Raw genomic sequence first — 16,053 nt, 5'->3', positions numbered from 1 at the left:
CCGCTGCATCATGCCGCATATTTATTATAACAGGGGGGAATACCTTCTGGTGTCGCTCTATGTCGTTTTGGAAGAGATTTTTTAAGAATCCCTGCGCTTGTTGTAAATTGCGATGATTTCCTCGATTTCCCTGCGCTCGTCCTCGGTAAGGCGTTCATAGCCCTTGGGTGCGGAAAGCGCGACAAGCGTTTCATCCGCGCCGTTCCCGGACGCCGGTTCGTCCGTCAGGCACAGGATATAATCCACGGAAACGCCAAAAATTTCAGACATCTTCTTGAGGGCCTTGATGTCCGGTTCATAGTTTTCATTTTCCCAGCCGGATAACGCGCCCTGCGTTACGCCAAGCTGCCTGGCAAGGTCGGTTTGCTTCATACCCTTGCCCGTACGCAATTCCTTGATTCGATTCATGGGGGAATACCTCGAATATTAGAAATATTTATATTAGTTTTATTGATATTCTAATTTTACTGAATTTAGCGCGCTTTTTCAACAAAATAAATATTAGTAAAGCTAATTTTTTGTATTGACAAATTTAATTGGCAGCGTTAATATTAAGTAAACTAATATTAATTCAACTAATATTTGGAGGGCAGCATGAAAAAGAAGAAACCGGAGCTGGATTTATCATTCGTTAAAATTGCGAACCGGGGGCGGAGGAAGAAAAGGCCGTCCCGCAGCATACGAAGGGAGGGGGGCTTCAAATGAGGATCGCAGACGCGCCCTATATCAGGAATTATATGGCGGCAGGGGAAGAATATCCCCGAGAGATATGCGCGCGGCAGGAAGAAGTGGAAGAACGGCTGTGCATGCTCGAGGATGAACGGCGGGACATTGAGGAACTGGGCGGCCTTTGTATCGACCTCAAAGAGGATGTGCTCGATTATTATGACCGGGAAATCCGGGAATGCGAACGTCTGGTCGCTTATTTCGAGGACGCAAGGCGGCGCTGAAAGGAGGAAGCAATGGAAGAAACGGAAAAAATGTTATACCGGTATGGCAGCCTGAACCGCCAAATCGATGAATGCAGGAAAAACATACGGGAACTGACCGCTGAAAAATATGCCTGTATGGACAGCCTCCTGCGGGCGCCGAAGCTGGAAGGGGAAAGCCAGAAAATGAAGACGTGCGGCGACCCGGTATACCGGATTGTACAAAAAATGGTGGATATTTATGATGCGCGTATTGCGAAAGCGGCGGATGTGCTTGGAGGGCTTTATACCGAATTTGACGAATTGCAGCGGTGGATCAGCGCCGCGGAACTGAACGGTGATGAACATGAATATATCAGGCTGAGGTATATCGGCCAGAATTCCGTAACGGATATTGCGGAGATGATCGGGTATTCCGAGCGCCAGACCCAACGCCTGAAAAAACGGCTGCTGCACCGGATAGAGGATGCGCGCAGGGGGTAAATGTCGGGCAGGTGTCCGAAACACGGCGGGACAATCCGGGCCAGCCTGTGCTATCATAAAAACAGGGCAGGGGGGGAATACTGCCGGAAAAGGACCGGCCAACCGGTCCTTTTCCAATTTTCTCCCGGCCGGATATAAAGAGGCAGGAACCCGCGGGCAAAAGGCGGCTTCCCGGGGAAACAACAAGGCAGCCATAGGCTGCCTTGTAAAAAAAGAAAACTTTTGTATATCGGGATTACCAGGGCTCGCCCGGGCAATCCTCCGTTTCGCCGTCGCGGTTCAGGTAGCCGCTGCGGCCTCCGTCAACCCAGCTGATATAAACCAGCTTACCGGCGTTCCTTGCCTGGGCTGACGCTTCCTTTTCCGCGTCCGCCCTGCCAAGGCCCTCGATGTATTTTTCCTCGCCGGTTTCGCGGTCCCTTACGATTACTTTATATTGCATAACAGATTCCTCCTTTGCTTTGTTTTGTGTTTGTATATAGATAACCCGATATAAGGAACCTATTCCGAAAAATAAAAATATTGTGGAAGCGGCAATAAAAAAACGGCGGTTTCCATATTTTAATGGATGGATTTACCGCCGGTTGTAGCCTCCCTGTGTTACGATAGATTATAATAAAGGACAGGAGGCGGGGTATGGACCTGTTTGCAAAGCTTGAAATACTGACCGATTCGGCAAAATACGACGTTGCCTGCACCTCGAGCGGGGTGGACCGCATTGCAAAACGCGGGCAGACGGGAAGCGCCACCTCGGGCGGCTGCTGCCACAGCTTCGCGGCGGACGGACGGTGTGTTTCGCTTTTAAAGGTGCTGCTGACGAACTATTGTATTTTTGACTGCAAATACTGTGTAAACCGCAAGTCAAACGACGTAAGGCGCACGATGTTTTCCCCGCGCGAGCTTGCGGACCTAACCATGCATTTTTACCGCCGCAACTATATTGAAGGCCTTTTTTTAAGTTCGGGCGTGGTGCGCAGCCCGGATTATACGTGTGAACTGATGATCGAGTCCCTGCGTATCCTGCGGCAGGAATACCATTTTTCCGGGTATATCCATGCAAAAGCGATTCCCGGCGCTTCGGATGTCCTCCTGACCCGGCTCGGCCTGCTTGCCGACCGGATGAGCGTGAACATTGAAATGCCGTCGCAAAACAGCCTAAAGCTCCTCTGCCCGGATAAAACCAAGGAGGCGGTGCTGAACCCCATGGGCTTCATCCGCGACCGGAAGCGCCAGAATACGCAGGAGCTTGCGCTGTATAAGCATGCGCCGCGGTTCGCGCCCGCCGGGCAAAGCACGCAAATGATTATCGGCGCGTCGCCCGAGACGGATTTCCATATTTTAAACCTCGCGGAAGGGCTGTACAAAAAATACCAGCTTAAGCGCGTGTTCTATTCGGCCTATATCCCGGTTGTGGAGCATTCGCTGCTGCCCGCCATCGACACCAAGCCGCCGCTGCTGCGCGAACACCGGCTGTACCAGGCCGACTGGCTGCTGCGCTATTACCATTTTACGGCCAATGAAATCCTTGACGAAGAGCACCAGACCTTCAATCCGTTTATCGATCCAAAATGCAACTGGGCGCTTTACCATATGGATTATTTTCCATTGGAAGTAAACCGCGCGTCCTACGAAGAGCTCCTGCGCGTACCGGGCATCGGCGTCACGAGCGCGCGGCGCATCCTTTCCGCGCGGCGCACGTGCGCGCTTACCTTTGAAGGGCTCAAAAAGCTCGGCGTGGTGCTGAAACGCGCGAAATATTTCATTACCTGCCGGGGAAGGATGGAGTCCGGCGTCCGGTTTTCGCAGGAGGAGGTGCTGCAGTCGATGATGTCCCAAAAGACGCTTTCCATGTACCGGCAGAGCGGGTATTCCGCGGACGGCAGCAAGCAGGTTTCCTTTTTTGAACCGCCTGCGGCGCTCGCCGGTGAACTGCAGAAGTGCCTGACCGGGCAAATGTAGCGGAATATGGTCGGCATACCGGAGCAATACCGCGAAGCGGCAGGGAAGCCAAAGAGCATAAAAGATAACAGGGAATAAGGAATAAGTGCGGGATACGCTGACGCGCATGGATTGTATGTATTGACGAAGCCAATACAATCACGATTGCTTTTCACTTATTACCTGATAACGGGGCACCGGCGCACTTGAACAAGCGGAGCGCGGTGAGCGCGTGGGGCAAAGGAGGAGCCGCCCGGATCGTGGGCTTCCGGCATAGGCCGGGAAGCGAACAGAAAAGGCGGGCGACGACGTGGAGGACGATATGGTTTATCAATATGACGGCAGCTTTGACGGCCTCTTGTGCTGCGTGTTTGAAAGCGTTGCCCGCCGCGAGGTGCCGGACGGGGTCTGCGGCCCCGACCGTTTCCAGACGACGATGTTCGGGACGCGCACGGTAGAGACAAACCCTGCGCATGCGCGGCGGGTGCTCGTCTCCATTCCCCGGAAAATGGGGGCGGAGGCGCTGGATTTTGTGCGGAAGGCGTTCCTTACCTGCCTGCCGGAAAAGGAAAAATACATCGTGCTGTTTTTGCGCATGGGCTATGAATACGGCCCCAAAGTGATGCGTATGCTTGCGGACGACGTGGTGAACACCCTCATGAAGGCGGTTAAGCACCTGACGGGCGAAGCCCATCTTTTAACGGGCTTTATCCGTTTCTCCATTTACGATAAAGCCCTTGTCACGCAGATCACGCCGAAAAATTATGTGCTGCCCATCTTAGCGCCGCATTTCCGCGGACGGTACCCGGACGAAAATTTCCTGATTTACGATAAAACGCATGGAGACGTGCTGGTGTACGAGCACGGCAAAACGCAAATCTTTTCGGTCGAGCGCTTTACGATGCCGGACCCGGACGAGGAGGAACTCAGGTTCCGCGCGCTGTGGCGTATGTTTTACAACACAATCGCCGTCCCCGGACGCGAAAATCCGCGCTGCCGCATGACGCAGATGCCGAAGCGTTACTGGGAGAACATGACGGAATTCGCTGTGGATAAGGATGTGCTGCGCCGCCAGGCCGCGCCGCCCGCAAAAAGTCCCCTGGAAATAGAACGGGGGCTTCCGGAAGGATAAGCCGTTTGGTATACTGGCCATAATAGTGGCTCTTATAAAAAATCGGGCAAAACGCCCACAGGAGGTTTTTATGAAATTTGCCGGTCCTTTGCTTGTTGTAACGAATCTTGAACGCTCCCGCACGTTTTACCGGGAGGTGCTCGGCCTGGGCGTCATCTCAGACTTTGGGGCCAATATCACATTGACAGGGGGCCTTTCCCTGCAAACGAAAGAATCGTGGGAGGCCTTTATCCACAAAACCGGGGACGAAATTTCGTTCGGCGGCAACAATGCGGAAATGTATTTTGATGAGGACGACCTCGACGCCTTCCTGAAGCGGCTTGAAACCCGCCGGGATATCGAGTATGTGCATCCGGTGCAGGAGCACGGCTGGGGCCAGCGCGCCGTGCGCTTTTACGATCCGGACCATCATATCATCGAGGTGGGCGAAAACATGTGCGTGGTGTGCAGGCGCTTCCTGGACGAAGGCATGACGGTCCGCGAGGTGGCGGAACGCACGATGCTGCCCGAACAGTTCATTGAAAGTTGCAAGGAGTGACAGGGAATACAAAAAACAGCCGGAATGCTCCGGCTGTTTTTTTGTTGCCCGGAAATATTTTTGCCGCGCCGTTTTTTATTGACAGGTGTTATGGAATGAAGTATGATTAGTATGAAAAGTATGATTTATGTAACAAAAAAGAAAAGTATGAATTTTCGGAACGGAGGGAAATCATGAAAGACAAGTATATGGGAACCATTAAGGTCGGGTCGAAAGGGCAGGTTGTGATCCCCAAAGAGGTGCGCGACATGTTCCATATCGATCCGGGCGAGACGCTGCTGCTGCTCGCGGATGTGAAGCAGGGCATTGCCATCGTGAAAAACGACGCCTACCTGGATTTTGCCAGGGAAGTGTTCAATGCGCAGGAAAAGCCGGAGGAACCGGAAGGGAATTGAAATGACCGTATTATCTGTTAAAAACCTATGCAAAAAATATGAGGGCTTTGCCCTCAAAAATGTATCGTTCGATCTCCGGGAAGGCGAAATTACGGGGTTCATCGGTCGTAACGGCGCGGGGAAAACAACCACCCTGAAATCGCTTTTAAACTTTGTGCACCCGGACGGCGGGGAAATCCGTTTTTTCGGGCGGGAGTTTGCGCCCCACGAGCTTGAAATAAAACAGAAGCTCGGCTTTGTTTCGGGCGGAATCGACTATTATCCCATGAAAAAGCTTAAGACGATCACGGACGTAACGAGGCGCTTTTACCATGAATGGGATGACGCGGCCTACCGGCGCTATATGGAGCTTTTCGGCCTTGACGAACGGAAAACGCCGAAGCAGCTTTCCGAGGGTATGAAGGTAAAATATTCCCTCGCGCTCGCGCTTTCGCACCACGCAAAGCTGTTGCTGTTCGACGAACCCACAAGCGGGCTCGACCCGGTTTCGCGCGACGAACTGCTGGATATTTTCATGGACCTTGTGCAAAATGAAGACATTACGCTGCTATTTTCCACGCACATCACTACGGACCTTGAAAAATGCGCGGATAATATCATCTATATCAAAAACGGGGAAATATTGGCGGAAGAGGGCCTCGACGCCTTCCTTGCGGAATATAAGGTAGCGCGTTTTTCGGGCGGTGTCCCGCACGACCCGCGGCTGGTCGGCGTGAAGCGTGAGCGCACCGGCCACACGGCGCTTGTGCGCGCGGACGACATAGCTGCCCTGGATGCGGAAATAACCGATGCGGACCTTGAAGAAATCATGGTCCATATGGAAAAGGAGTAAGCGGACATGAAAGACCTGATTTACAAAGAACTGATGCTCGCGATGCATCCGGCGGCAATCCTTTTTTTATGCCTCTCGTCCATGCTCATGATCCCGAGCTATCCTTATTTTATCATTTTCTTCTATACCTGCCTCGGCGTGTTTTTTATCTGCATGTCAGGGCGGGAGAATAAGGATATCTATTATACGATGCTGCTCCCGGCCGAAAAACGTGGAATCGTAGCGGCGCGTTTTCTATTGGTGGTGTTGATCGAGCTGCTTCAATTCGCAGCCGCCGTTCCCTTTGCGCTGCTGAGGAGCGCCGTGTATTCCGGGCCAAACGAGGCGGGAATGAATGTGAACGCCGCGTTTTTTGGCTTTGCGTTCCTGATGCTCGGGCTGTTTAACCTTGTATTTTTTACGAAATATTACAAAAATCCCAACAAGGTGGGCGTGCCGTTTCTCCTTGGCTGCATCGCGTTTTCGGTTTGTATGCTGTTTGTGGAAGCAAGCCGCTTTGCGGTGCCCTTTGTGGAACATTACCTGAACGCGCCGGGCGCGCAAAACCTTCCTTACCAGGCTGCCGTCCTCGCAATCGGCGCGGCGCTGTGGGCGCTGCTCACCGCGGCCGCATACCGCAGGTCCGTGAAATCGTTCGAGGCGTTCGACCTGTAACCGCCCGGCGGTTTTCAGGATATAAAAAACGGCCCGGATTTCCGGGCCGTAATTTTTACCATTTTCCGGCGGAGGAATCCTCCATCATCATGTCCATGTCCGCGGCGGAAATGCTTTTGCAGGTGAGCCGCGTGCGGTTCATTTTCGCGTTGCGGTAGAAAAAATAACGCAGGCGGTCCGCCACGATGCTGCAATTTTCCTGTTTGATCTCCATCAGCATCAACACAAACTGGGAAGGGCTGTACCGCGCGTATACGTCGCTCCTGCGGAGGGACGCGCCCGCCGCGGCGTAGAATTGTTCTACCGTTTTCCGGGTCTGTTCGCCGCTCTCGAGCGGGGCCCCGTCAAGGCTTGAAAGCGTGCACAGCATCAGGAATACGGACTGGCCGCTGCGCTCCATATGCCGCACCACAAACCGGTATATTTTGGTAAACACCTCGAGGTTGCAGGAAAGCGCCCCCGAAGCGCCGTCTTCGGCAATCTTGCTGCGTACATCCAAAACGGAAGACGCAATCTCCTGCATGCCTCCCGTAATCTTGCCGTGCAGCGCCTGCATCCGCTCCGAAGGCTTGAGGCCAAGGTCGTCGAGCATCAGGGTGGCCGCCGCGTCATACGCTTCAAGGGCGTCCTGCACGCGCTTCGCTTCATACAGGCAGTCAATGTATATCAGCGTGAGGTCCTCCTCATAGGGATACAGTGAGGTTGCCTTTTTCAGGCTGGCAATGAACCTGTCGTATGCTTCCTGTTCCCGCACAAGGGAATAGGCCGTGCGGAAAAGGTCGCAGTACATTCCTTCATATCTTACAAACGCGCCCATTGCCCACGGCTCCCCGGAAGAATGGGGCAGGAATCCTTCCCCGTAAAGGTCTATCGCCCGCAGGCACAGCGCCAGCTTTTCTTTCCCGTCCTCCGGCCCGCCGGCGTTCAGCTTTTGCACAATTTCCTCATATTCCACGGTGTCGATCCGGCACGGCGTTTCCTCCGAAAAGCCATAGGAATTCTTGGCGTGGAGGATGCAATCCCGCGGTACGCCGCGCTCCTCGAGCAGCTTGCGCAGCCGGTATACGATGTTTTTCAGCACGGAAGCCGGGTTCGCGCACTCCTCGCCGCATAAAAGGACCTCGATCAGGTCGTCCTGGGGAATCATGCTTCCGCGGCGGAAAAGCAAATATTGGAAAAGCTGCAAAACCTTGCTGTTGCGCGCATCCCTGGGGATGATAACTTTTCCGTCGTAGGATATTTCAAATCCTCCGAACATTTTTACGGATAGTTCTTTCAAAACCAAAATTTCCTCCTGTATCCGGCCTGTTACCGCTGTAACTTCCGTTTTACCACGTCGGGCGATAAGCTGTGGGCAATTGCCGTTTCCGCGCTGATAACGCCGTCCGCGCACATTTTCAAAAGGCTCGCGTCCATGGTGACCATCCCCTCGGCCGCCGAGGAAGCGATTGCCGTTTCAATCTGGTGGGTTTTCGCCTCGCGGATCATGTTGCGGATGGCCGTATTACACCGCACAATTTCAAATGCGGGCACAATATTGCCGGCAATGGAAGGCACAAGCTGCTGGGAAATGGTCGCCTGGAGCACCATTGCCAGCTGCGTCCTGATCTGCCCCTGCTGGCCGGAAGGGAACGCGTCGATAATCCGGTCGATTGTGTTTCCCGCGCCCATCGTATGCAGCGTTGAAATCACAAGGTGCCCGGTTTCGGCGGCCGTCATGGCCACGCTGATTGTTTCGTGGTCGCGCATCTCACCGAGCAGAATCACATCCGGCGCCTGCCGGAGCGCGGCGCGCAGGGCAACCGCATAGCTTTCCGTGTCGGTTGCGATCTCCCGCTGGCTGATGATGCTTTCCCTGTGGCGGTGCAGGTACTCGATCGGGTCCTCGAGCGTAATCACATGGCTGTTGCGCGTCCTGTTGATCCGGTCGATGATGCACGCAAGCGTCGTCGATTTTCCGCTGCCCGCAGGGCCTGTTACAAGGACGAGGCCCTTGGGCATACCGCCAAGGGAAAGGACGCTTTCCGGGATTCCAAGCTCGCGCGGGTCGGGCAGGCTGAACGCAATCACGCGCACAACAGCCGCAAGGGAACCGCGCTGGCGGTATATGCTCACGCGGTAACGCGATATGCCCGCAAGGGAAAAGGAAAAATCGTCGTCCCCGTGTTCAAACATATTTTTCGGTTCGCGTGCGCCAAGGGCATACAGCTCCCGGATCACAAGGTCCGTGTCCTCCGGCCGCAAAAGCTCCTCCCCATAACGCACAATGCGGCCGTTTATCTTCAGCGCGGGCGGCATCCCCGCAATGATAAATATATCCGAGGCCTGCCGCTCGGCCGCCGTTTTGAGCAACTGTTCCGCTTTCATTGTTTCCATATTCCTCCGCTGCCGGATCGGAGAAGCCCCCGACCCGGCGTCTGTTTTAATTTGCAGACAATAAATTTGCCGCCTGCGTTTCTTCAGGATAAGGCAGCGCCTGCGTCCGCCAGAGGACGCGCTCCCACTTCCCGGTGGGCGCCCCGTCCGGACCAAGCCCGAACAGCACCTGCACATGAAGCTCCCGCGTGTCGTCCACAGGCTCCGTAAAGCTGACCAAAATCCCGCCGTCCACGGCCTCCGCCGTATATCCGCCGCCTTCAAGAACGGCTTCAAAGCCGGGCGCCCCCGCGGCCTCCGCCAGCGCTGCCAGCCGCTGCTCCGCCGCCGTATCAGCGGCATAATAGGCGCGTGCAGCCTGCGCCGTTTTTTCCGCAAACGTACGGTCCGCCTGCGCCGATGTAAGGGCCAGGGCGGCAAACGCGGTCAGGCAAAGGATCACAAACACCGCGAGAATCGAAACGCCGCCAATACCAATGCCCACATGGACGCCCTGCGCCCCTCTATCCTTCATAGGCGGTTCCTCCATAGCGCGCCGTATCTACGGAAAAAAGCGCCGTATTGTCCTTTTCTACCGAAATGTGAGCCGACAGCAGCCCGTCCTTTTCCGAAGCTGTGGTTTTCAGTACATACACCGCCGCTTCCGCGTTGTCCACTGGCTCAAAATCCGCGCCGTAAAAGAGCTCGCTTCCGGGGATTTCCCCCGTCGCGCGGAAGGTTTCCGCAGCTTCCTGCACAAGCATGACGGATGCGGAAAGCTCCGCCCCCTCGTTGCTGAGCCTTTTTGCCTTGGCAAACATATTCATGCACACGGCGGCCGCAATGGAAAAAAACAGTATAATAATGATAATTTCCAGCAGGAACAGCCTGCCCTTCGATCTTTCCGTCATTATCACCGCCCCGCCGCGGCCCTTTGGTATACCGCGCTTTCAAATTCGTTGCCGAGCGTGTCCGTGACCCCAATCCGCAGGAGGTTTCCATCCTTCGTAAGGCGCAGCGCGGCAAGCTCCATGATCGGCTGGCCATAGGCCGCGCTTACCTCCGTACCCGCTTCGACGGTTGCCTCCATCAGCTTCCCGCCGCTTACAAAAATCCAGGTTTCATAATCCGTTCCGTTTACGGAAGAAGGAAGCACCAGCGCGTCGCCGCCGTCCACCCCGGTAATGGAAAATTCATCCGCGCCGCCTGTCTGCCGCACCTTTTCCGTGAGGTATACGAGGGAGCTGCGCATATGGTAGCCCGCCGCCATTTCGGTCGAGATGCTTTTATATACGTTCGCGCCCAGCACCACGACAAAGAGAGACAGCACCGCGAATACGCAGAAAAGGGAAAGCGCGAACACGATATCAATGGTATGCTGTTTTCGATCCATCCGGTTTCCCTCCAAACTCTTTTTCCCGGCTTATCCTTCCGGCGAAAACACGAAAATTTCAGGCATCAGGTTATCGCCGACGGGCCTTAAGTGGTACGAATATTGATCCGTATCCAGGATAAGGCCATAATGCGCTTCGAGATAGGCGATGTCCCGCGGGTAACGCCCCTCGATTGCGTAACACTGCACGGCCGCCCGGCGCACCGCCTCTTCCGCGGTTTCCCGCCCCTGCGCGCGCGTGGCCTGCGATATGTTTGCGATCCCGGCCAATACAATCAGGACCACCGCGAGGAAGCACAGCACGGGAACAATTATTTTCCACGGCACGGCGCTTTTTTCCCGCCCGGCTGTAAACACATTGCGCATCACATCCACCCCTTATCCGATTGCGGACATCACGCCCGCGAGCGGCAGCATCACCGCCAGCAGGATCAGCCCTACGATAACGGACAGGACCGCGACGAGCGTCGGCTCGAGCGCGGAGACAACCGCGTTCATCCGCCGTGAGGCCTCTTCCTCATAGCGGTCGGCGATGCGGTCCATAACGCTGTCAAGCGTCCCGGTTTTAAACCCCACAGAGATCATTTTCCCATACAGGCCGGAAAACATGCCCGCCTCCCGGACGGCGTCCGCAAATCCCATGCCCGCCTCCATCTTTTGTTTCATCAGGGCAATTTTGCCGCGCGTCCGTTCGTCCCCGGTCAGCTCCCCGGTCATGGCGAGCGCCTCGTCCACATCCATCCCGCTGCCAAGCATCATCGCCATCGCGGAGGCAAACCTGCCCGAAGCAACGGCGGCGGACGTTTTTTTAAACATCCGTGCACGGACGGAGGAAAGGAAAGCCCTGCCGCGCTTCGATGCGCGCAGGAAAAGCAGCGCGGCCGCAAGCGCCGCGATCACGATAATAATCACCGCCGCATACCGGCTTACCGCGTTTCCAAATTGCAGGAGCCCCTGCACAAACCCCGACATTTCGCTCCCAAGGCCGCGAAAAACCTCCTGGAATACGGGAAGCACCTGGGTGACGATCACAAGGATTACGGCAACCATCATAACGATCATGATAAGCGGATAGGTAACGGAGCTTTTAATGCTCCGCGCAAGGGCTTCCTGCCGCTCGTAATAGGCGGAGAGGGAAGAAAGCACCTGCTCGAGCCTGCCCGAGGCCTCGCCGATTTCTACCATCTGCACCATATAATGGGGGAATTTCCCGGATGCGCGCAGCGCGCCCGCAAGCGTGCCGCCCTCGCCCACCGCCTCCGTCAGTTCCCCGATGATCCGCGAACCTTCGGCGTCTCCGAGGTCTTCGCCGATGACAAGGAGCCCTTCCTCGAGGGAAATTCCCGCTTTCAGCGTATAGGCGAGCTGTTCACAAAAAACAGTGATCTCTCCGTTTGTCAGTTTTCCGCTTCCTGCCATAACCGTTCCTCCCGGTTCTATTCCAAGCTTCTTTAAAGGCGGCGACAGGCTCGCCTCAGTAGTAATACATCGCGTTATATTGGTCGCCTTCGCCCGTATAGTTTTCCTTTTGCCCGCTCGACGCCACAAGCGTAGGGTCCATGCGCACCCAGTCCGTCCCGTCGAAATAAATAATATTGTCGATCCAGCCCGTGCCCTCGGTATATACGCTGATCCATGCGTGGTAAATTTCCTCGCCGCCCGTGGTCACATAGCCGACCACAAGGCGGGTCGGGATGCGCTGCGAACGGAGCATGGCCGTCATCAGGGAAGCATAATCGAAACAAATTCCCTTTTTGGTGTGGAGGGTTTCGTCAATATCCGGCAGGTAGCCGGTTTCATTTGCCACGGCGTTTGCCTTGCCGCCGTCATAGGCAATGTTGTCAATCACGTAGTCATATACCCGCGCAACAACGTCGAGGTCGTCCGCCGCCCCCTGCGCAAGGCTCTCCCCTTGCGCCACCGCCGCGCTTTCCGGCGTGAAATCCACATATTGGCTGGGGTAAAGGTAAGGAAGGAATTCGTTTTCCAGCGCCACGTCCGCCGTTCCCGCACACACAGCCACATATTGGTCCCCCTCCGTGTTCCTGAGGATGGAGAATTTATAGGAACCGTCCCCGCAGTTCAAGGGAAACGCCTCCTGCCGGCCCGCGCAAAGGTCGTAATTATAGGTCGCCTCGCCGCAGGAAATCTGGAACTTTACCTTTTCGCCGTCCCCCGTATACATCGCGCAGACATAGCCGCGGGATACGTTCGATATATCGATTACGGCACTGTCCGCGCCGATCACCTGCGTGCCCGGCGCTTCGGGAACCAGTACGGACGGCTCGCTGCTGCGGGTATCCTGCTGCGGCTGCCCGGCAGAGGCAGCTTCTTCGGCTGTCTGGCTTCCGGAAGCATGCGCGCCCGGCGCGCCGCTGCATGCGGAAAAAACAACAACCGCAATCATCAGCACCGCTGCGGCTATGCTTTTAATATGGATGTGCCGACGCTTCATCAAAAAATACCCTCTGCATAACGTATTATTTACTGTCCAGTATAAACGACTGAAACACCAATGTAAAGCGGGCGGCAGAGCCGGGTTTGTTAAATTTCCGTGAAAAAAAAGCCCTCCGGCAGCATGGCCGAAGGGCGAAAGATCACATTATTGGCTCTGCGCCTCGCCTGCCGGTTTGGGCGGGGAAAGGACAGGGTCTTCAATTCCCGCGCCGCCGCCTTTTTTCTTCTTTTTCCCGAAGGAAAGCTTTAAAAGGATGGGGGAGAGAATCGTCGTTACCACAACCACGATGACTACCGGGCCAAAAAGGATCGGCGACATCAGGCCCACGGCCGCGCCCTTGTTGGCCACAATCAGCGCAACCTCGCCGCGCGACACCATGCCGCAGCCGATTTGCATGGATTCCTTGTTGTTAAAACCCGCGATTTTCGCGCCCAGCCCGCAGCCCACGATTTTGGTGATGATCGCGACGCCGAGCAGCACAAGCGCAAATATCACGATCATCATACTCATATCCGTAAGCACCACGGACAGGCCCACGCTCGCGAAGAAGATGGGCGAAAGCAGCGTATAGGACAGCGTCTCGAACCGCGACGCCATATATTTCGCGTGGCTGGTGTTGGAAAGAATCAGGCCCGCGATGAACGCGCCCGTAATATCCGCGACGCCGAACCATTCCTCCGCGCAAAAGGACATCAGCAGGCAGATCACAAACGCCATCACCACAAAACGGCGGTGGTCGTCGATATGCCGGTCGGACCATTTTTTGAAAGCGAGGTAGGTAACGAACCCGACCCCGATGGCGAACGCGAAAAAGCCGACGATCTTAAGGAGCACAATCCCCACCGCCACAGACGGGTCGGCAAGGCTGGTAATCACCGTGAGGGCGATAATGCCGAGGATATCGTCGATTACCGCGGCGCCGAGGATCGTAATGCCGACCTGGCTGTTCAGCTTGCCCATTTCCTTCAGGGTTTCCACCGTAATGCTGACGGACGTTGCCGTAAGGATAACGCCGATGAATACGTTCTGCAAAAAGCGGTTGGTGTCAAGGTCGGTCTGGATTACGGAAGGGTTGTTAAACACGCCCGCAACCGCAAAGCCGACGACAAGGGGCACCGCCACGCCGAGCGCCGCAATGATAAACGAAGCCTTGCCCGCCTTTTTAAGCTGGTGGATGTCGGATTCCATACCCGCGGAGAACATCAATACGATTACGCCGATTTCGGAAAGCGCCTTGATGAAATTTGTGTTGTCGATAATTCCGAGACAGGCGGGGCCGAGGATGATACCCGCGAGCAATGCGCCCACAACCTGCGGCATTTTAAACTTTCGGGTCACGAGCCCGAGCAGTTTGGTGCTGAGCAGGATAAGCGCCAGGTCAAGCAAATATTTATAGTCCATAAGTCCACTTCCAAATTAAAAATTTATCGAACGGCCCAAGGCCGGTTCACCCTTGCTATCAACCTATAATATTATACATCTCGCTCCCGAAAAAGCAAATAGAAAATTCCGGCATAAAAAAAGCCCGCGGTACGCGGGCCTTGCCTGCTATTCGTTCGTTTGTCCCTGCCGGAATAATTTTTCCACCCTGCTTTTCAGTTCGCCTTTGCGCCGCGCCGTTTCATGGGAATCGACGGATACGGAAACCACGTCGCCTTCCCGGGCCTCGGGGGGCAGGGCGGCCCTGGGCAGGGAAACCATGCTGCCGTCCCCAAGCTCAACGGCGGCCATATCATCTTCAAACCGGTCGATTATATAACGCATGCCCATACACTCCTGATATCCATATTTTAACACAGGACGGTGCAAAAATCACGCCGGGGATTTCGTTGTGCCCGATTCGAGGATCGAAACGATGGCAAAGAGTGTGAAGCAGACCGCGCCCAGCCCCACCATAATGTGGGCGGGAACAAAGAAATTGGTGTTCGCATACGACGCTTCAAAAAGGAACCCCGCGAGGAACAGGCAGGAAAGCGCGGTCATCACGGGAATCAGGGGAATGCGCTTCCCGAGGGGCGCGTCCCGCCGCCATACGGATGCGAGCAGCAGCACCTTGCTCGAAATGCTGTAGCAGATGAGCCCGAGGCCGATGAGCACAAACCCGGGGGCGACGGCCGCCGCGCTGTAGGGGTTCATAATAAGGATGCCCCACACAATGCATACGGTGCCGAGTACGGCCACCATAACGCTCCATTTCCAGCGCTCGCGGCTGCCGAATTGGTTTTCAATCTGCCGGAGTATCGTCGCCACAAGGGCAATGAGGCTCGCGCATACGAGGCCAAGTCCGACCATAACATGCCCCGCCACGAAATCGGGCGTGGTGTCGCCCGAAAGAAGGATCGCCCCGCGCACGAGCGCGATGGCCGCGCAAACGACGGGCACGGCGAAATATACGCCGTAGGTTCCCTTGGAGTATCCGCCGGAAACGGGCTGTCCGTCCGTAAGCTTTGCGGAATTTTGGGGAATCATTGAGAATTTACCCGAAGAGACGGCGACCGTCGCCACGCAGCAGGCAATCAGCCCGACCCCGAACGCGACGTTCCCGGATACGTAATCCGCAGACGTGCCGCCGGATGTAAAGAGTGCGATGCCGCAGCACGCCGTAAAAATCCCCGCCGCATAGCCGAGCAGAGGATAAAAAATACGGTCGGCGCGGTTGAAGCGTTTGATAATCTGCCGGATAATCGTCGCCGCGGTGGAAAACAGCGCAATGCAGATCGCCGTCAGCGAAATGAGTACGTTGCCCGCAATCACATAACCGTCGCCAATCCCCATCTCCCGGACATAAAGGCCAAAGCCGAGGCAGATCGCGCCCATAATAAGAGGAATCCCGCGGAAAAACACACTGATTTTTAAATTCATAACCGTTCACCCCATAAGAATATTTCATGAAAGCTGATGCTTTTTACATAACCACAAGGGCTTTTTCTAACATTAAAAAAAAAG

General features: G+C 55.3%; 21 protein-coding genes. 8 read left to right on the top strand and 13 right to left on the bottom strand.

The features are described 5' to 3' along the window. Positions 1-81 precede the first annotated feature (81 nt). On the bottom strand, positions 82-408 hold the full coding sequence (locus BBD38_RS04730; protein WP_066685178.1) for a helix-turn-helix transcriptional regulator: 327 nt from the start codon (positions 406-408) through the stop codon (positions 82-84). A 293-nt stretch (positions 409-701) separates the two neighbouring features. On the opposite strand from BBD38_RS04730, the gene BBD38_RS04725 reads away from it, so the two are divergent. Beyond that, positions 702-950, top strand: coding sequence for a hypothetical protein (locus tag BBD38_RS04725; protein WP_066685177.1), 249 nt, complete (start codon positions 702-704; stop codon positions 948-950). Positions 951-962: 12 nt separating this feature from the next. After that, the gene (locus BBD38_RS04720; protein ID WP_066685174.1) at positions 963-1,412 is read left to right on the top strand and encodes a hypothetical protein; all 450 of its coding nucleotides are present in this window, start codon (positions 963-965) and stop codon (positions 1,410-1,412) included. A gap of 235 nt (positions 1,413-1,647) precedes the next feature. Here the strand turns inward: BBD38_RS04720 and BBD38_RS04715 are convergent, their stop codons facing one another. After that, positions 1,648-1,854, bottom strand: a complete 207-nt coding sequence (locus BBD38_RS04715; protein ID WP_066685169.1) for a hypothetical protein — start codon at positions 1,852-1,854, stop codon at positions 1,648-1,650. 194 nt (positions 1,855-2,048) lie between these two features. Here BBD38_RS04715 and BBD38_RS04710 point away from each other — a divergent pair, with 194 nt between their 5' ends. The 6 genes from BBD38_RS04710 (at position 2,049) to BBD38_RS04685 (ending at position 6,901) form a co-directional block, all read left to right on the top strand. Beyond that, complete coding sequence (locus tag BBD38_RS04710; RefSeq protein WP_066685163.1) at positions 2,049-3,371, top strand: putative DNA modification/repair radical SAM protein; 1,323 nt, start codon at positions 2,049-2,051, stop codon at positions 3,369-3,371. Between the two features lie 301 nt (positions 3,372-3,672). Beyond that, positions 3,673-4,482 carry a TIGR03915 family putative DNA repair protein gene (locus tag BBD38_RS04705; RefSeq protein WP_066685161.1) on the top strand — a complete coding sequence of 270 codons (810 nt, stop codon included), beginning with the start codon at positions 3,673-3,675 and terminating at the stop codon, positions 4,480-4,482. 70 nt (positions 4,483-4,552) lie between these two features. Then, positions 4,553-5,020 (top strand): VOC family protein, encoded by a 468-nt coding sequence (locus tag BBD38_RS04700; protein ID WP_066685159.1) that lies wholly within the window; start codon positions 4,553-4,555, stop codon positions 5,018-5,020. A 173-nt stretch (positions 5,021-5,193) separates the two neighbouring features. After that, complete coding sequence (locus tag BBD38_RS04695) at positions 5,194-5,415, top strand: AbrB/MazE/SpoVT family DNA-binding domain-containing protein (protein WP_066685157.1); 222 nt, start codon at positions 5,194-5,196, stop codon at positions 5,413-5,415. A gap of 1 nt (position 5,416) precedes the next feature. Next, complete coding sequence (locus BBD38_RS04690; RefSeq protein ID WP_066685154.1) at positions 5,417-6,247, top strand: ABC transporter ATP-binding protein; 831 nt, start codon at positions 5,417-5,419, stop codon at positions 6,245-6,247. A gap of 6 nt (positions 6,248-6,253) precedes the next feature. After that, a complete protein-coding gene (locus BBD38_RS04685; RefSeq protein ID WP_066685151.1) occupies positions 6,254-6,901 on the top strand; it encodes an ABC-2 transporter permease in 648 nt (215 codons plus the stop codon). 55 nt (positions 6,902-6,956) lie between these two features. Here the strand turns inward: BBD38_RS04685 and BBD38_RS04680 are convergent, their stop codons facing one another. The 11 genes from BBD38_RS04680 to BBD38_RS04630 form a co-directional block, all read right to left on the bottom strand. Next, entirely contained in the window at positions 6,957-8,180 is a 1,224-nt protein-coding gene (locus BBD38_RS04680) for an AfsR/SARP family transcriptional regulator (RefSeq protein ID WP_147568082.1), read from the bottom strand. Between the two features lie 29 nt (positions 8,181-8,209). After that, complete coding sequence (locus BBD38_RS04675; RefSeq protein WP_066685426.1) at positions 8,210-9,268, bottom strand: type IV pilus twitching motility protein PilT; 1,059 nt, start codon at positions 9,266-9,268, stop codon at positions 8,210-8,212. Positions 9,269-9,323: 55 nt separating this feature from the next. Further along, positions 9,324-9,791 (bottom strand): hypothetical protein, encoded by a 468-nt coding sequence (locus tag BBD38_RS04670; protein ID WP_066685145.1) that lies wholly within the window; start codon positions 9,789-9,791, stop codon positions 9,324-9,326. After that, positions 9,781-10,167 carry a hypothetical protein gene (locus BBD38_RS04665; protein WP_066685142.1) on the bottom strand — a complete coding sequence of 129 codons (387 nt, stop codon included), beginning with the start codon at positions 10,165-10,167 and terminating at the stop codon, positions 9,781-9,783. The genes BBD38_RS04670 and BBD38_RS04665 overlap by 11 nt, the downstream gene beginning before the upstream one ends. A 2-nt stretch (positions 10,168-10,169) precedes the next feature. Continuing rightward, complete coding sequence (locus BBD38_RS04660) at positions 10,170-10,649, bottom strand: DUF4860 domain-containing protein (protein WP_066685139.1); 480 nt, start codon at positions 10,647-10,649, stop codon at positions 10,170-10,172. A 30-nt stretch (positions 10,650-10,679) separates the two neighbouring features. Further along, the gene (locus BBD38_RS04655) at positions 10,680-11,015 is read right to left on the bottom strand and encodes a hypothetical protein (RefSeq protein WP_066685136.1); all 336 of its coding nucleotides are present in this window, start codon (positions 11,013-11,015) and stop codon (positions 10,680-10,682) included. 12 nt (positions 11,016-11,027) lie between these two features. Further along, positions 11,028-12,068: a type II secretion system F family protein gene (locus BBD38_RS04650; RefSeq protein WP_066685132.1), complete on the bottom strand. Its 1,041-nt coding sequence runs from the start codon at positions 12,066-12,068 to the stop codon at positions 11,028-11,030. A gap of 55 nt (positions 12,069-12,123) precedes the next feature. After that, the gene (locus BBD38_RS04645; RefSeq protein WP_066685129.1) at positions 12,124-13,104 is read right to left on the bottom strand and encodes a transglutaminase-like domain-containing protein; all 981 of its coding nucleotides are present in this window, start codon (positions 13,102-13,104) and stop codon (positions 12,124-12,126) included. Between the two features lie 147 nt (positions 13,105-13,251). Next, a complete protein-coding gene (locus tag BBD38_RS04640) occupies positions 13,252-14,508 on the bottom strand; it encodes a cation:proton antiporter (RefSeq protein WP_066685126.1) in 1,257 nt (418 codons plus the stop codon). 147 nt (positions 14,509-14,655) lie between these two features. Beyond that, on the bottom strand, positions 14,656-14,871 hold the full coding sequence (locus BBD38_RS04635; protein WP_082989488.1) for a DUF3006 domain-containing protein: 216 nt from the start codon (positions 14,869-14,871) through the stop codon (positions 14,656-14,658). Between the two features lie 48 nt (positions 14,872-14,919). Further along, positions 14,920-15,969 (bottom strand): DUF2776 family protein, encoded by a 1,050-nt coding sequence (locus tag BBD38_RS04630; RefSeq protein WP_066685121.1) that lies wholly within the window; start codon positions 15,967-15,969, stop codon positions 14,920-14,922. Positions 15,970-16,053 lie beyond the last annotated feature (84 nt).

The organism is Christensenella intestinihominis, from assembly GCF_001678845.1.
Classification (GTDB): Bacteria; Bacillota; Clostridia; order Christensenellales; family Christensenellaceae; genus Christensenella; species Christensenella intestinihominis.
The sequence above is the reverse complement of the archived record's forward strand: the minus strand, read 5'-3'. Positions and strand labels throughout refer to the sequence as shown.

What these genes read in the sequence shown, in the direction of transcription:
- BBD38_RS04725 (WP_066685177.1), top strand. Translation starts at nt 702, where the DNA reads ATGAGGATCGCAGACGCGCCCTATATCAGGAATTATATGGCGGCAGGG.
- BBD38_RS04715 (WP_066685169.1), bottom strand. Translation starts at nt 1,854, where the DNA reads ATGCAATATAAAGTAATCGTAAGGGACCGCGAAACCGGCGAGGAAAAA.
- BBD38_RS04720 (WP_066685174.1), top strand. Translation starts at nt 963, where the DNA reads ATGGAAGAAACGGAAAAAATGTTATACCGGTATGGCAGCCTGAACCGC.
- BBD38_RS04655 (WP_066685136.1), bottom strand. Translation starts at nt 11,015, where the DNA reads ATGCGCAATGTGTTTACAGCCGGGCGGGAAAAAAGCGCCGTGCCGTGG.
- BBD38_RS04695 (WP_066685157.1), top strand. Translation starts at nt 5,194, where the DNA reads ATGAAAGACAAGTATATGGGAACCATTAAGGTCGGGTCGAAAGGGCAG.
- BBD38_RS04705 (WP_066685161.1), top strand. Translation starts at nt 3,673, where the DNA reads ATGGTTTATCAATATGACGGCAGCTTTGACGGCCTCTTGTGCTGCGTG.
- BBD38_RS04730 (WP_066685178.1), bottom strand. Translation starts at nt 408, where the DNA reads ATGAATCGAATCAAGGAATTGCGTACGGGCAAGGGTATGAAGCAAACC.
- BBD38_RS04690 (WP_066685154.1), top strand. Translation starts at nt 5,417, where the DNA reads ATGACCGTATTATCTGTTAAAAACCTATGCAAAAAATATGAGGGCTTT.
- BBD38_RS04685 (WP_066685151.1), top strand. Translation starts at nt 6,254, where the DNA reads ATGAAAGACCTGATTTACAAAGAACTGATGCTCGCGATGCATCCGGCG.
- BBD38_RS04675 (WP_066685426.1), bottom strand. Translation starts at nt 9,268, where the DNA reads ATGAAAGCGGAACAGTTGCTCAAAACGGCGGCCGAGCGGCAGGCCTCG.
- BBD38_RS04660 (WP_066685139.1), bottom strand. Translation starts at nt 10,649, where the DNA reads ATGGATCGAAAACAGCATACCATTGATATCGTGTTCGCGCTTTCCCTT.
- BBD38_RS04700 (WP_066685159.1), top strand. Translation starts at nt 4,553, where the DNA reads ATGAAATTTGCCGGTCCTTTGCTTGTTGTAACGAATCTTGAACGCTCC.
- BBD38_RS04670 (WP_066685145.1), bottom strand. Translation starts at nt 9,791, where the DNA reads ATGAAGGATAGAGGGGCGCAGGGCGTCCATGTGGGCATTGGTATTGGC.
- BBD38_RS04630 (WP_066685121.1), bottom strand. Translation starts at nt 15,969, where the DNA reads ATGAATTTAAAAATCAGTGTGTTTTTCCGCGGGATTCCTCTTATTATG.
- BBD38_RS04640 (WP_066685126.1), bottom strand. Translation starts at nt 14,508, where the DNA reads ATGGACTATAAATATTTGCTTGACCTGGCGCTTATCCTGCTCAGCACC.
- BBD38_RS04635 (WP_082989488.1), bottom strand. Translation starts at nt 14,871, where the DNA reads ATGCGTTATATAATCGACCGGTTTGAAGATGATATGGCCGCCGTTGAG.
- BBD38_RS04665 (WP_066685142.1), bottom strand. Translation starts at nt 10,167, where the DNA reads ATGACGGAAAGATCGAAGGGCAGGCTGTTCCTGCTGGAAATTATCATT.
- BBD38_RS04645 (WP_066685129.1), bottom strand. Translation starts at nt 13,104, where the DNA reads ATGAAGCGTCGGCACATCCATATTAAAAGCATAGCCGCAGCGGTGCTG.
- BBD38_RS04650 (WP_066685132.1), bottom strand. Translation starts at nt 12,068, where the DNA reads ATGGCAGGAAGCGGAAAACTGACAAACGGAGAGATCACTGTTTTTTGT.
- BBD38_RS04710 (WP_066685163.1), top strand. Translation starts at nt 2,049, where the DNA reads ATGGACCTGTTTGCAAAGCTTGAAATACTGACCGATTCGGCAAAATAC.